This is a genomic window from Pseudarthrobacter sp. J1738 (assembly GCF_050490315.1).
Taxonomy (GTDB): domain Bacteria; phylum Actinomycetota; class Actinomycetes; order Actinomycetales; family Micrococcaceae; genus JBNPEO01.
This window is the reverse complement of sequence record NZ_JBNPEO010000001.1, coordinates 105,625-119,532: the sequence shown is the minus strand read 5'-3', so window position 1 is coordinate 119,532 and position 13,908 is coordinate 105,625. Positions and strand designations below refer to the sequence as shown.

12 protein-coding genes are annotated in these 13,908 nt (G+C 59.3%); 3 read left to right on the top strand and 9 right to left on the bottom strand.

The genetic code is table 11. The annotated features are described in order from the left end of the window. Positions 1–53 precede the first annotated feature (53 nt). A complete protein-coding gene (locus tag ACQR35_RS00585) occupies positions 54–962 on the bottom strand; it encodes a DMP19 family protein (RefSeq protein ID WP_430268925.1) in 909 nt (302 codons plus the stop codon). A 200-nt stretch (positions 963–1,162) separates the two neighbouring features. Between ACQR35_RS00585 and ACQR35_RS00580 the strand changes: the two genes are divergently transcribed. Further along, positions 1,163–4,651: an SNF2-related protein gene (locus ACQR35_RS00580; protein WP_430268924.1), complete on the top strand. Its 3,489-nt coding sequence runs from the start codon at positions 1,163–1,165 to the stop codon at positions 4,649–4,651. A gap of 209 nt (positions 4,652–4,860) precedes the next feature. Continuing rightward, positions 4,861–5,391, top strand: a complete 531-nt coding sequence (locus ACQR35_RS00575; RefSeq protein WP_430267856.1) for a DUF805 domain-containing protein — start codon at positions 4,861–4,863, stop codon at positions 5,389–5,391. Here the strand turns inward: ACQR35_RS00575 and ACQR35_RS00570 are convergent. The 6 genes from ACQR35_RS00570 to ACQR35_RS00545 form a co-directional block, all read right to left on the bottom strand. Next, the gene (locus ACQR35_RS00570; RefSeq protein ID WP_430268923.1) at positions 5,388–5,978 is read right to left on the bottom strand and encodes a histidine phosphatase family protein; all 591 of its coding nucleotides are present in this window, start codon (positions 5,976–5,978) and stop codon (positions 5,388–5,390) included. The genes ACQR35_RS00575 and ACQR35_RS00570 overlap by 4 nt on opposite strands. A 52-nt stretch (positions 5,979–6,030) precedes the next feature. After that, complete coding sequence (locus ACQR35_RS00565) at positions 6,031–6,456, bottom strand: heat shock protein transcriptional repressor HspR (RefSeq protein WP_430268922.1); 426 nt, start codon at positions 6,454–6,456, stop codon at positions 6,031–6,033. An 8-nt stretch (positions 6,457–6,464) separates the two neighbouring features. Beyond that, entirely contained in the window at positions 6,465–7,439 is a 975-nt protein-coding gene (locus ACQR35_RS00560; protein ID WP_430267859.1) for a DnaJ C-terminal domain-containing protein, read from the bottom strand. A 94-nt stretch (positions 7,440–7,533) separates the two neighbouring features. Continuing rightward, entirely contained in the window at positions 7,534–8,142 is a 609-nt protein-coding gene (locus ACQR35_RS00555; RefSeq protein ID WP_430267860.1) for a nucleotide exchange factor GrpE, read from the bottom strand. Between the two features lie 2 nt (positions 8,143–8,144). Beyond that, the gene (dnaK, locus tag ACQR35_RS00550) at positions 8,145–10,007 is read right to left on the bottom strand and encodes a molecular chaperone DnaK (protein WP_430267861.1); all 1,863 of its coding nucleotides are present in this window, start codon (positions 10,005–10,007) and stop codon (positions 8,145–8,147) included. Positions 10,008–10,166: 159 nt separating this feature from the next. Further along, positions 10,167–10,883, bottom strand: a complete 717-nt coding sequence (locus ACQR35_RS00545; protein ID WP_430267862.1) for a TetR/AcrR family transcriptional regulator — start codon at positions 10,881–10,883, stop codon at positions 10,167–10,169. A gap of 167 nt (positions 10,884–11,050) precedes the next feature. Here ACQR35_RS00545 and ACQR35_RS00540 point away from each other — a divergent pair, with 167 nt between their 5' ends. Beyond that, the gene (locus ACQR35_RS00540; RefSeq protein ID WP_430267863.1) at positions 11,051–12,007 is read left to right on the top strand and encodes an NAD-dependent epimerase/dehydratase family protein; all 957 of its coding nucleotides are present in this window, start codon (positions 11,051–11,053) and stop codon (positions 12,005–12,007) included. Positions 12,008–12,024: 17 nt separating this feature from the next. Here ACQR35_RS00540 and rlmC read toward each other — a convergent pair whose 3' ends face one another. Together rlmC and ACQR35_RS00530 are read right to left on the bottom strand one after the other, a co-directional pair. Then, positions 12,025–13,158, bottom strand: coding sequence for a 23S rRNA (uracil(747)-C(5))-methyltransferase RlmC (gene rlmC, locus ACQR35_RS00535; RefSeq protein WP_430268921.1), 1,134 nt, complete (start codon positions 13,156–13,158; stop codon positions 12,025–12,027). A gap of 120 nt (positions 13,159–13,278) precedes the next feature. After that, positions 13,279–13,755 carry a VOC family protein gene (locus ACQR35_RS00530; RefSeq protein ID WP_430268920.1) on the bottom strand — a complete coding sequence of 159 codons (477 nt, stop codon included), beginning with the start codon at positions 13,753–13,755 and terminating at the stop codon, positions 13,279–13,281. Positions 13,756–13,908 lie beyond the last annotated feature (153 nt).

The following is a 13,908-nucleotide window of genomic DNA, read 5'->3' as shown; positions in this document are numbered from 1 at the left end:
CGTGTGTCACGCTGCGCCCCACACTCAAACTCCGGTGACCAATGCGCCAGCGATTACGCCTTGACGCTCTCGTGGGCCTCGGCGGAGTCCGCGGAATCGTCGTCGAAGTCCTCAAAGTCATAGTCTTCGTCGTCCTCTTCAAACTCAACCGCGGCGATGATCTCCTGATTTTCAGGGTTGATCATAAACGCTTCGTCCTCTTCCTCGATCATCACAAAGTCGCCGTGATCGGTGGTGAAGTGCCACGCGAGGACCGTACCGCCGTCGTGCTCGTAGTTCGGGTCGCCACTGTTAATCTTGATCAATTCGTAGCCAGCAACATCGCAGAGTTCGCGGATGATGATCTCGAAGTCCGGAGCATCGGCGAGCGCCTCCTCAGCGGCCTCCGCACGTCGATCCTCAATGTCAGCAACCTTGGAAACGCGCTCAGCGATGTGCGCCTCAAGCTCAGCTTCCGGAAGAACCACAAGGCCCTCCTGGCCCTTGAGCCACGCGGCGTTCAAGGCAATGATGTCCTCTTCTTCGAGCGTTGATTCAAACTCGTCGTCGAGCGATTCCATCTTCTGGACGGCCTCGTTAGGCTCGCCATCTTCGTCCTCAGCGTCGCCGTCAAGGTATGCCTCTGCGTCTTCTTCGGAGAGGTCATCAAAGGTTTCGGAACTGCGGTTGAACAGCTCCAAGTGCTTCGCCGCACCCATCTCTTCCAGACCTTCGCGCACGTATTCGTCTACCCCGTCGCGGTCGCCAGAGGTGAAAACGTACTGGGCGAAACCGCCACCGAGGGCCTGGCTGAGGTAGAAGTCAACGTAGTAGCTGCGCAGAGCGTTCTGTGCGATCTCGTCTTCGCCCAAAAATTCTTGGTACATGGCATTCACAACCGTGACGTTTCCGTCCACAACTTCGTCGTTGCCGGCCGCGAGGCTAGCCTCGGTCAGTACTACAGGGAGCTGATTGCTGGTCATCGAAAATCCTCACTGCGGTTCAAACAATTGAATCTAGGGACACCTCGAACTTACGCCCGGGCCGTGCCACATGCCGGATGCCCCCGGTGATGCCCAGGTGAATGTTAGGTGAAGTGTCACCTAGGGCACTGGCAGTGCTTGAAATTGCCAAGGCTACTAGGATTGAAAGGATTAGCGTCAATCTGTGGGAGGAACGCACAGTGAGTTTGTCCAGTAGTTCTCAACACGAACTACTCACGCATGTGCCCAAGATCCGCCCCGTGTCCGTCCAAGCCGGTATTGAATATGCCCGGGACGGCCGAGTTTCTGAGCTGCACTTTGAGCCGGACACCGGATTGTTGACCGGCAAAGTCAACGGAAACTCCACCTACCGTTCCACGGCCAAACTGATCCTGCTCGACGACGGCACTTGGACTTGCAGTGTTGGAATATGCAGTTGCCCGGTCCGTCAAGACTGCAAACACATCGCGGCGTTAATTTACGCCGCTGAGGAGAATCCCGTTATAGGCCGTGAACTAGGTGCCATTGCTGCAGTTGAAGAATCTGCCACAGAAAACTATTGGGAGTCGGGACAAAAGAACGTTCCTCAGGAAGCCAACTCACGCTGGGAAGAAGCGCTTTCGCTGCTACTCCCCCAACGAGCGGCCCCTACCCCACAATTTGGCACACCTCTTGGGCTGATGTTTGAACTCGCCGATCCGGAACCCGTCTTCAGCTACACCGGACGCTCCGGCTCCACTGCGAGTTCTCGCCGCGCAGCACGCCCCGCCTCACAAGCACAAGAGGGCCCCATCCTGCGTGCCCGCCCCGTGGTGAAAGGAGCCAAGGGCAAATGGTTGCGCACCGGCATCGCGTGGAACAACCTCAACTATTTGAACTTTGGCCGCAAGTATGACGAAGCTCCACTTGAATGGCTGATCGAATTTTTAGCCGCCCACTCCGGCCAACAGCGCCAAGTCCAAGCACCCGCACAGTGGCTGGACATCAACAGCTTCGCTGGCCGCAACTTCTTTAGCCTTTTGCGCAGCGCCCACCAATCCGGCATCACTTTGATGCACAGTGGTGCCTCAGGTGAGTCGGTGTGGGTAGCTAGCGACCCTGCCGCCGTGGAGCTGGAACTGCACCGCTCAGATTCCGGCGGCCTGGACGTGGTCCCTTCAGTGGAAGTGGGCGGCCGGGCAGTTGATCCCAGCACCTTAGGTATCGTCGGCAATCCCGCTCACGGACTTTTTATCCGCGGCGGAACCGGCACCGACTCCTCAAACTCAACAGCCGACGTCGGACTGACCTTGGTGCCGCTGGATGAGAGCACCTCCGCCCAGTTGCTTTCCTTCGCCACTGCGGGACGTGCCGTGCACGTGCCAGCGGCGGACGAGAACCGATTCCTGACGCAGTTCTACCCACGTCTCCGGCAGAACGCGAAAGTTGTGGCCGCCGATGAATCAGTGGAACTGCCCAGCTACGGCGCACCAACGCTCTCCCTATTAGCCAACTACGGCAAAGACCACCGGCTAGATCTGCACTGGGAATGGCACTACACCAGCGGTACCAAAGAAGTTTCTCTCCCGCTTCGTGCCGAAGACACCGACCCCGGTTACCGTGACGAATCCGCTGAGCAACGCATCCTCGATTCGATGGGCCCCCTTTGGAACACGGTTCCTGGCTTGGCGGAAACACCGAACGGGGTCTGGGGTGAGCCTCGACTTTCCCCCACGGCCACACTCAAAGGCCTAGACACCATGGAATTCACCGAGCGGGTGCTGCCCGGACTAAAAATGGTGGACGGTCTAGAAGTAGATGTTGCTGGCGAGGTTGCCGACTATCGCGAGCCCGAAGAAGCCCCGGTGGTCAAGGTCAGCACACTTCCCACCCAGGACGGTGACTGGTTCGATCTAGGCATCATCATCACTCTTGAAGGCGAATCGGTCTCCTTCGCCGCAGTGTTCTCAGCCCTCGCCGCAGGTCACACCCGAATGTTGTTGCCCAGCGGTGCCCACTTCTCGCTAGACCTGCCCGAACTGCACCAGCTCAAAGACCTCATCGATGAGGCACGAGCCCTGCATGATCTTGGGCCGGACAAGTTGCAGATCAGCCGCTTCCAGGCCGGATTGTGGGAAGAATTTGAGCGACTGGGCATTGCCGATCAACAAGCCGCCCAATGGCGCGCAGCCGTTTCAGGCCTACTGCGCGGTGGCCCACAAGAGCCCCTTCCCTCCCCCGAAGGCCTCAATGCTACACTGCGCCCCTACCAGCTCGAGGGCTTCAACTGGTTGCGCTTCCTCTACGACCACCAACTCGGCGGAATCCTTGCCGATGACATGGGCCTGGGTAAGACACTTCAAACTTTGGCCCTACTGTGCTCGCTAAAAAATGATTCAAAACTAAAGAACGACGCCGGAACCACCGGCAGCAGAGACCTCCCGGTGGGCCTGAACCCAGCGCAGCGGTCAGCACCATTTTTGGTGGTGGCACCCACGTCCGTGGTGGGCAACTGGGAAGCTGAAGCGACCCGCTTTGCTCCCGGACTAAAAACAGTGGCAGTCAGCGAAACCTTCGCCCGCAGTGGAGAGAACGCACGCGAACTGTTTGACGGCGTGGACCTAGTCATCACCTCCTACGCACTCTTCCGGATTGATTACGACTCCTACGCGGCAGGCGAGTGGTCAGCACTGGTGTTGGACGAGGCGCAGTTCGTCAAAAATCACCAATCCAAGGCTTACCAGTGCGCCCGGAAACTTCCTGCACCGTTTAAGTTGGCGATCTCCGGTACTCCGCTGGAGAACAACTTGATGGAGCTGTGGTCGCTGACTTCGATCGTGGCACCGGGGTTGTTCTCGAGCCCCAAACGATTCGCTGAGTACTACCAAAAACCCATTGAACGCGGTGGAAGCCCGGCGTTGTTGGAGAAGCTCAAGTCCCGGATTCGTCCTTTGATGCTGCGGCGCACCAAGGAACAAGTTGTTCAAGAATTGCCGCCCAAGCAGGAACAGATCCTAGAAGTCGCGCTGAATCCGCGGCATCAGAAGGTGTACCAAACGCACCTCCAGCGGGAGCGTCAAAAGATCCTGGGCCTGCTCCAGGACATGAACAAGAACAGGTTCACCATCTTCCAGTCCCTGACGCTGCTGCGGCAATTGAGCCTAGACGTGACTCTGGTTGATCCTGCCCTGAGTGCTGTACGCTCCAGCAAGCTCGATGTGCTTTTTGAGCAGCTAGAGGACGTGATTAGCGAAGGCCACCGGGCCCTGATCTTTAGCCAATTCACCGGTTTCTTGGGCAAGGTCCGCGAGCGGTTGGACGAACAAGGTATTCAGTACGCCTATCTAGACGGTGGCACTCGCAACCGGGCTAGCGTCCTCAAGGAATTCAAAGAGGGTGACGCTCCGCTGTTCCTGATCAGCCTCAAGGCAGGTGGATTTGGGCTCAACCTGACTGAGGCTGATTACGTCTTCATTCTGGACCCGTGGTGGAACCCTGCTAGTGAGGCGCAAGCTGTTGACCGGACGCACCGCATTGGCCAGGAGAAACGCGTGATGGTGTACCGGCTGGTTGCCAAGGACACCATTGAAGAGAAAGTTATGGCGCTCAAGGCCAAGAAGTCCCAGTTGTTTATGGATGTGACCGGCGGCGAAGAACTCTCCGGAGCCGCCCTCAGTGCCGATGACTTGGCCGGGCTGTTCATCGACTAGCGCGTCGGAGTGCTGAGACTCCCCGCTTTTTGGCTCCCCCACCGGCGTTTCGCCGCGAAACGCCGGTGACGTCCGGCGTCGTACTCTAAAAAGCGGGGAAACTCGGCGGCGCAAGCCTTGGCAATCATGGGGAGTGCTGCCCATCGCGGTCAGTTTTCGCCGCCGGTAGGCTACTGCGTGAAGTCACCCAAACACTCCTAGGGGGAAAAGTGAGCTACTCACAGCCGTACAACACCGTTCCAACACCCGGCGAAACACCACTATGGGCGCCGCTCTACGGTGCCAACATCAAAGTCGCAGTCCAACGCGTCTTCAAAAAGTACGCTACCTTCAGTGGCCGCGCGAGCCTGAGCGAATACTGGTGGTGGATACTGGTCAACTTCCTGGTAGTCCTGGTCCTGTACATTGCGATGATTATTGGCGCTGTGGCCACAGCCACCCCGAGCGCCAGCGGTTACGGAACAAACCCCGGCCCCGGTGGACTGGTGGGAGGCCTGCTGCTTTTGCTGTGGGCCCTGGCAGTTGTTGTTCCCAGCCTGGCCGTTCAGGCCCGCCGTTTGCATGACGCCAACTACTCCGGCTGGCTGATCTTGCTGGGATTCGTTCCCTTCCTCGGCGCGATCGCGGTGATTATCTTGACCGCGATGCCCAGCAACCCGGCAGGCCAGCGATTCGACGAGCCCGGCTACCAAGCGGGCCCCGGATACCCGGCTCCGAACTACGGCCAGCCCACTAGCTAAGCTGCTAGCTCGGCCCGTTCACCGTTGAAAAATTCGAGCTCCCAGCCACCAGAACCATCATGGTTTTGCCGGTGGTGAGCCACATTTAGTACAGCATTTTCAATGCCCGGCAGTTCTTGTCCCAAAGCCTTTCCAAGGCTCAGCCGCAAGAGCGTCCCGTGCGAGACCACCAGGATTCGTTGGCCAGGAAAATCTGCAACGAGTTCTTCGAGGGCGCAGAGCCCACGGCGCGCCGTGGCTTCTGCGTCCTCGGCCTCTTTAAAGCCACCAGGGATTCGGATTGCTTCGAGTTCCGGTCCAGCTTGCAAGCCTTCGGCCAAACCGTAGTTCCGCTCCTGCAATGCTTCACGCCGGGCTGTCACGGTCAGTCCCAAACCGTCAGCAATTAGATCAGCCGTTTCGCTGGCCCGGGACAGCGGCGAGGAAACCACAACGTCCCATTCATAAATGGACAGGGCGGCTACCGCGTCGAGAGCTTGCTGCCGTCCGACGTCGTTCAGTGGAATGTCTGCACTACCTTGAAGGCGACGTTCCGCGTTCCAGTCAGTTTGGCCATGGCGAATGAGGGCGAACGTTGTGCGGGTCATGGAATCCATTCTGCCGGGGACAGTGCTCAACGGCGCATTCCGGCTCAGCAAACTACTTTTGCGGACGCCAAACGACGACGGCTTGGGACCTCGGGCGCGGGCGTCGACCTCGCGCTAGGGAGACAACGTCGCCTGCAACTCCCGCAGCAAAAACTCGTGAGGCGTCGGGGCGTTGACGGCGCTGGGCGTTGCGCAGTTCATCGCTCAACTCGCTCACACGCGACCGTAGGGCCGCCACCTGATTTTCTAGCTCCAATATGCGTTTGATTCCCTCAAGGGACACACCGGATTGGGACAGTCGCTGAACTTCACGCAACACGTCAACGTCATGCTGCGAATAGCGCCGCGACTTTCCGGGTGCACGTCGGGGGGATACCAAACCCATCCGGTCGTACTGGCGCAGGGTTTGGGGATGCATCTCCGCCAGTTCGGCCGCCACAGAGATGACGAACAGTGGTTGATTTGCGTCCAGTGCCATAGCTATACCTACAGCCGTGCCTTGGCGGCCAAGCCTTCGCGCGGATCCGCGTCAGAAGTGGCTTCAGCAAAGGCTTTGACCGCCGCGGTGGCGTCCTCGTTGAGGTTCTGTGGAACTGCGACGTCGATCGTCACCAACAAGTCACCCTTACCTTTAGAGGTCGTAACACCGCGGCCCTTGACCCGCAGGGTCCGGCCCGAAGGGGTACCGGCCGGGACGCGAACCTTGACTTGTTCGCCGTCGATGGTGGGAACATGAATGTCCGCACCGAGAGCTGCCTCGGGGAAGCTGACTGGGACGTGGATTCGGATGTTATCGCCATCACGGGTGAAAAAGGCGTGCGGCTTAACATTCACGGTAATGATTAAGTCCCCGTTGCCTGCCTGGCCCGGGTTTCCCTTGCCGCGTTGGCGAACTTTTTGTCCGTCCTTGATGCCAGCGGGGATCTTCACGTCAATGATGTTGCCGTTAGCTTCGCGGAGACTAACAGTGGTTCCTCGCATGGAACCGGCGAACGAAATGCTGGTGCTGGCAGTCCGGTCCGAGCCCTTGGTAGGGGCCTGCTGGAAGCCACCTCCGAACCCGCCGCCGCCAAAGAGGTCAGCAAACTCGGGCGGAATGCCACCGCCACCGTTGCCGAAACCGGCTGGCCGGCGGCCACGCTGGCCACCGAACATGTCCCCAAAGAGATCTTCGAATCCGGCGCCGCTGGGGCCGCCTGCGCCGCCGGGGGCAAACCGAGCACCGCCACCCATGGCACGGATTGCGTCATATTGCTGACGCTCATCCTTGTCACTCAGGACCGAGTAGGCCTCCGAGACGTCCTTAAATTTCCGCTCAGATTCAGCATCGCCAGGATTGGTGTCCGGGTGATACTTCCGCGCGAGCTTGCGGTAAGACTTCTTGATGTCGGCGTCGGACGCGTCCTTGGCCACCTCGAGGATGGCGTAGAAGTCTTTCTCAACCCAATCTTGACTGGCCAAGGGCGTTTCCTTTCATTCCTGTGTGCCGAGTTGGCAGTTCACGCCAATGTTTGGAGCAAACATCAGCGCGAACTGCCAACTCGATGGCGTTTTACTAAGCCGGTACCGCTACGATGACTTGCGCCGCCCGCAGCACCCGAGTTCCGGTTTTGTAACCGGAACGGAGCACTTGGCTCACGGTGTCCACTTGTACGTCCTCGCCAGGTTGCTGGATGAGGGCTTCGTGGATGGTCGGGTCGAACGCCACACCGGTCTCGTCAATGCGTTCCAGTCCGTAGACCTTGAGAGCATTTTCGAGCTTAGTGGCGATCGAGGCGAATGGTCCGTCCGCGAGGTCGCCGTGCTGCCGCGCGGCGTCAACATCATCCAGGACTGGAAGCAAGGAGTTCAGGACGCCAACAACGGCCATCTCTCCTGCCACAGCCCGGTCACGTTCAACGCGCTTGCGGTAGTTGACGTACTCAGCTTGGAGGCGGAGCAGGTCATTTTTCAGCTCGGCGGCCTCTGCAGAGGACGCGCCTTGTGCTACCGATTCCTCGGCGGGAACCTCCACCCCGTTGAGGATGTCCTCGGCCTGGCTGAGGGCATCGCCTTCGCCAGCTGCCGGGGTTTCCTCGGTGGGGGTGCCGTCGATGTTTGCCGAAGCGTCCTCTTGCTGGTGACCGGAAGAGTTGTGCTCTTCTTCGTTACCGTGGTGAGGCATGGTTACTTCTTTTCGTCGGTGTTGTCTTCGTCGATGACTTCGGCATCAACAATGTCTTCCTCCGGTGCGGAGGTTGCACCCTCGGCGTTAGCCGAATCTGCTGCACCTTCAGCGCTGGCCTGAGCGTAGATGGCTTCACCCAACTTGCCCTGGGAAGCCTGAAGCTTCTCGAAGGCGGTCTTTACGGCGGTGTCATCGGTGCCCTCGAGCGCGGACTTGAGCGAGTCGACGTCGGCCTTGACTTCAGTCTTGACCTCTTCGGGGAGCTTGTCGTCATTCTCAGCGATCAACTTGTCTACGGAGTAGGCGAGCTGCTCTGCGGAGTTACGAACGTCGGCTGCCTCACGGCGAGCCTTGTCCTCGGCTGCGTGCTCTTCGGCTTCCTTGACCATACGGTCAATGTCTTCCTTGGAGAGGCTGGATCCACCGGTGATGGTCATGGACTGCTCCGTGCCGGTGCCCTTGTCCTTGGCGGATACGTGGACAATACCGTTTGCGTCGATGTCGAAGGTGACCTCAACCTGCGGAACGCCGCGCGGAGCCGGTGCAATACCGGTCAGCTCGAAGGTACCCAGCGGCTTGTTGTCGCGGGTGAATTCGCGCTCACCTTGGAAGACCTGGATGGACACGGACGGCTGGTTGTCATCTGCCGTGGTGAAGGTCTCGGACCGCTTGGTGGGGATGGCCGTGTTGCGCTCGATGAGCTTGGTCATCACACCACCCTTGGTTTCGATACCGAGGGAGAGGGGGGTGACGTCGATCAGGAGAACGTCCTTGCGCTCACCCTTCAAAACGCCGGCCTGCAGTGCTGCACCAACTGCAACAACCTCATCCGGGTTAACGCCCTTGTTCGGTTCCTTACCACCGGCGAGGTCCTTGACCAGCTCGGTGACGGCGGGCATACGGGTGGAGCCACCAACCAGAACGATGTGGTCGATGTCGCCAACCTTGATGCCGGCTTCAGCAATAACGTCGTTGAACGGCTTGCGGGTGCGCTCCAGCAGGTCCTTGGTGAGGTCCTGGAACTTGGCGCGGGTCAACTGCTCGTCCAAGTGAACCGGGCCGTCGGGGGTGACGGAGAGGTACTGGAGGGAGATGTTGGTGCTGGTCGAGGAGGAGAGTTCCTTCTTGGCCTGCTCTGCGGATTCGCGCAAACGCTGCAGGGCAATCTTGTCCTTGGAGAGGTCAATACCCTTGACCTTCAGCTGGTTCAAGAGCCATTCAACAATGCGGTTGTCCCAGTCGTCGCCGCCGAGGCGGTTGTCACCGGAGGTTGCACGAACCTGAATGGTGGAGAAGTTGTCTTCGTCCTTACCAACTTCCAGGAGGGAGACGTCGAAGGTTCCACCACCGAGGTCAAAGACCAAGATGAGTTCGTCTTCTTTACCCTTGTCCAGACCGTAAGCCAGAGCAGCAGCGGTGGGCTCGTTGACAATACGCAGCACGTTGAGGCCCGCGATTTCGCCGGCTTCCTTCGTGGCCTGACGCTCGGCGTCGTTGAAGTATGCGGGAACGGTGATCACAGCGTCGGTGACCTTTTCGCCCAAGTAGGACTCGGCGTCGTTCTTCAGCTTCATCAGCGTGCGAGCGGAGATTTCCTGCGGGGTGTACTTCTTGTCATCGATGGCGACGGTCCAGTCGGTGCCCATGTGGCGCTTGACGGAAGCGATGGTGCGATCAATGTTGTTGACGGCCTGGCGCTTGGCGATTTCGCCAACCAGAACTTCGCCGGACTTGGAGAATGCCACAACGGACGGGGTGGTGCGCCCACCTTCAGCGTTGGCAATAACGGTGGGCTCGCCACCTTCGAGAACAGAAACGACGGAGTTGGTGGTTCCGAGGTCAATACCTACTGCACGGGACATAAGGTGCTTCCTTCTTTCTTGGAAACTCGAGGGCGCCGGCCGAAGCCAGGCATTTCGAGATCTTGAGCGATCTGCACTCAACTTTACTCACGTCAGAAGTTAAGTCAACTCAAAGTTGAGTGAAGATGACTCAACTTTGCTGACGGCGAAATCTCTTGGCTACTTTGACGGAAATCCCAAGCTGTTCGCCCACTCATTGAGGTGGTGCTCAAAGAGCTCATCAAGGGCTTCGAAGGTTCCGGAGCCATATTGGCCGAATACTTCAAAGCTCACGGCACCGAATATTCCAGTCCACACCGAGCTTGCTCGCGCCAGCAACTCCCCTGGCAGCTCAAGGCCCAGCTCGGCACAAATTCGCTCCATGTCACGCGCAAGAGAAGGAACGACGGCGGCACTTGCCACGGCGCTCAGCTCACCTTTCCGGTGGGCAGCGTCGAGGATGCCGATCAAGCGATAGACCACTCGAGTTCCGGGGACGGTGGTTCTTTCCGCGGGCGCGGCATATCCCGGAACTGGACTTCCGAACAGAAGTGCATAGCGCGAAGGCTTGGCCAACCCCCAAGCCCGAACCGCTCGACCCACCGCTTGGAAGCGGTCCCGTGAATCACTCTCCGGGAGTGCGTCCACCGCTGCATCCACTGCATCACCGAGCTCATTGTAGGCGTCAACCAAAAGCAGGGTTAGTAGCTCATCCCGGCTTGCCACGTAGCGGTACACGGCAGAGGAAACCACACCCAAATCCCGGGCCACGGCACGCAAGGAGAGGGCGGCGGCGCCATGTTCAGTGAGGTGCCGGCGGCCAATCCGGAGGATTTCGAGTTCGGTGTGTTCGCGAGCACTCGCCCGCGGAGATTTGGGGGCATCTGTGGCTGACATTGCCCTATCGTCGCACATAATGCAGCCAAATTGAGAGCACTGCTCTTGACAATGCTCCAAGTCAGTCGCACGCTTAATCGAGAGCACTGCTCTCATCATCACGTGGCCGCTTGGTCACGTGGCCGCTTGGTCACGTGGCCGCTCATTCAACAATTCGAAGGAACGTTATGTCGCAAACCCCAGCAGCCCCGCACAACCCAAAGCTCAGCATCGTCACAGGCGCTGGCCCCGTGGGCTGGAGCGTTGCCGAAGCGCTTGCCGCAGCTGGCACTCACGTCCGGGTTCTCACTCGCTCCGCCAGCGGCCCCGATCACCCACTCATCGAAAAAGTGGCCACGGATGTCTCAGACCCGGCTCAACTAGCCGCTGCATTTGAGGGCGCGGGCACCGTATTCCACTGCATTCACGCCAGCGCCTACACCGCCAAAGCGTGGGCAGCCCAACTCCCCCAGACCGAGCAAACGGTGATGGATGCAGCGGCAGCCGCGGACGCCGTCGTCGTTTTCCCGGAAAGTTTGTACTCCTATAACCAGAGCAACACGGTGATGACCGAGGATGGGCCACGCGCCGCCCAAGGTGGGAAGCGCGGGATTCGGACTGAATTACTCAAAGCCCGCACAGCCCATCCGGCGAATACCGTCTCTGTGGTGGCCGGCGACTTCTTTGGCCCGCGGGTTAAAGTCGCTCACGCCGGGGACCGGATGGTGCCGCGGATCCTGGCAGGCAAAGCTCTGAACCCACTAGGTTCCGCGGATCAGCCGCACTCGTTCACCTACGTTCCAGATTTGGCGGCCGCCATGGTGGCCGTGGCGAACCGGCCAGAGCTTTGGAACACCGTTCTGCACGCCCCAACGGGCCCCGCACTCACGCAACGAGAGCTCGCCAAGGCCTTCGCAAGCGCCGCCGGCGTCCCACTCCCCACGCTCCGGGTCATCCCAGGATGGATGGTTCGCAGCGGCGGACTGGTCTCCACGGATCTGCGGGAAATCGGCGAACTCCTCTACCAATTCACCAAGCCGTTTGTGATGGACTCTTCACGCAGCGAAGCCCTGCTGGGATTCAAAGCTACGGCGTTCCCGGATGCTGCCGCAGCAACAGTCGCTTGGTGGAAGAGTGCTGCGTAGCCGCTGGTGGAAATCACTTAGTTAGCTCGCTCGAGCAAAACCATCACTTCGTAGTGCTTGGTCTGCGGAAACATGTCCAGAACTCGCGCACGCCGAGGGGTGAATGACGGCATGGCCTCAAGATCCTTGGCCAGCGTCACGGCGTTGCAGCTGGAGTACACCAAGTGCTGTACGGTCGAGTTCTCCAGCCAGCTCGCCAGTTCTGCGCCGATCCCGCGCCGCGGCGGATTCACGATCACCAGTTCAGGGACATCGCCCTTATCCGCTGCCACGGCGAACGCTGTTGCGTCACCAGCCCTAAAATGCGTGCCAGTGAGTCCCGCTTCGTGAGCGCTGAGCTGGGCACTAACAATCGCTTCCTCGCTCAACTCGATTCCGGTGACTTTCCGGTGGAGCGCGGTGCTGTGCAGGGCGAAGCCTCCCACCCCACAATAGAGGTCCCAGATCGATGCCGGGTTTGCCTCGTTGACCCACTCGCGGCCTTGCCGGTAAAGGGCAGCAGCGATCTCGGTATTGGTTTGGAAAAAGCTTTTAGGCCGCAAGTGCAGATTGACGTCATTGACCCGCATTCGGAGGGTGGACTCGCCAGTGAGGACGATCTCCTCCTCACCCTCAAGCACCGCTTTGTGCTCCGGGAGAATGTTCGCCGTAACCACTCGTAGCCCAGGAATCGCCTCCAGTAGTGCGGGCAAGTACTTACTAATTTTACTCACCAGGTTGGTGCTTCGCAGGACAAAGCGCAGCATCAGCTCTCCGTCTGCGGACTCGGTGAGCAGAATGTACTTGAGCTCGCCCCGGCGCTCCGGAACGCTGTACGGGGTCAGTCCTGCCAAGGTAATAAACGCCGAAATGCTTGGGAACGTTTCTCGCAGGGCAGGCGAACACACGCCACACATACGCAGATCCACACCATTTCCGGCGCGGTCCAAAATACCGATGGTTGGTTCCTGAACGCTCCCGGCAATCACCATTTTGGCTTTGTTGCGGAATCCATCCTCACTGCTGGCAACCGCAGGCAACCACTCAAGCTCCCGATGCCCACCGAGCAAGGAGCGGCAGTGACTCTCTTTATCCGCCAGTTGCTCCGAATACGGTTGGCCCATCAGGGTGCATGAGACGCATGTGCGCGCGTCGAAGTAAGAGCACTGCATGCGGCCAAACCCGTCCTGACTCGAGGCAAATCTGGGTCTACGGACCCCGAGCGAACAATTTTACCCACCAGAATTCAGTGGTTCATCCCGCAGTAAACGCCACCGCTGCGCTCAAGGCGACTACTCGCCGTCGTACGCTTTTTGCAGTTCGGCGATGTCCAACTTTTTCATGCCCATCATGGCGGCCATGGCACGCCCTGCGCCGTCCGGATCCGGGCCAGAGATGAGCCCCGGCATAGCGGAGGGGACCACCGGCCATGACACCCCAAACTTGTCCTTGAGCCAACCACACTGACTTTCTTGGCCTCCGTCAGCTGTCAGGGCATTCCAGAAGTGGTCCACCTCGGCTTGATCGGCACAATCGATCGAGAAGGACACCGCCTCGGAGAAGGTGAACATGGGCCCGCCGTTGAGCGCAATGAACTTGGTCCCATCGAGTTCAAAGTCAACGGTGAGAACCGTCCCGGCCGGCAGTGGCGCACCTTCGCCGTAGCGGCTGACGTTGAGGATCTTGGAATTCTTAAAAAGTGAGACGTAAAAAATCGCTGCGGCCTCGGCCTGATCATCAAACCAGAGACAATTACTGATCTTGGACATACCCGCTCCTCGCTGGGGTCCGCGAATCGGACCGCTCCTTTGAGGGTAGGCGCGGCCACTGACAGTATCAACGCCTTGACCTTTAATACTGCCCGCTTAAACGCCAACGACGCCGGGCACCAGCCCGCCGTCGTTGTGTCACCGCAGTCCCGC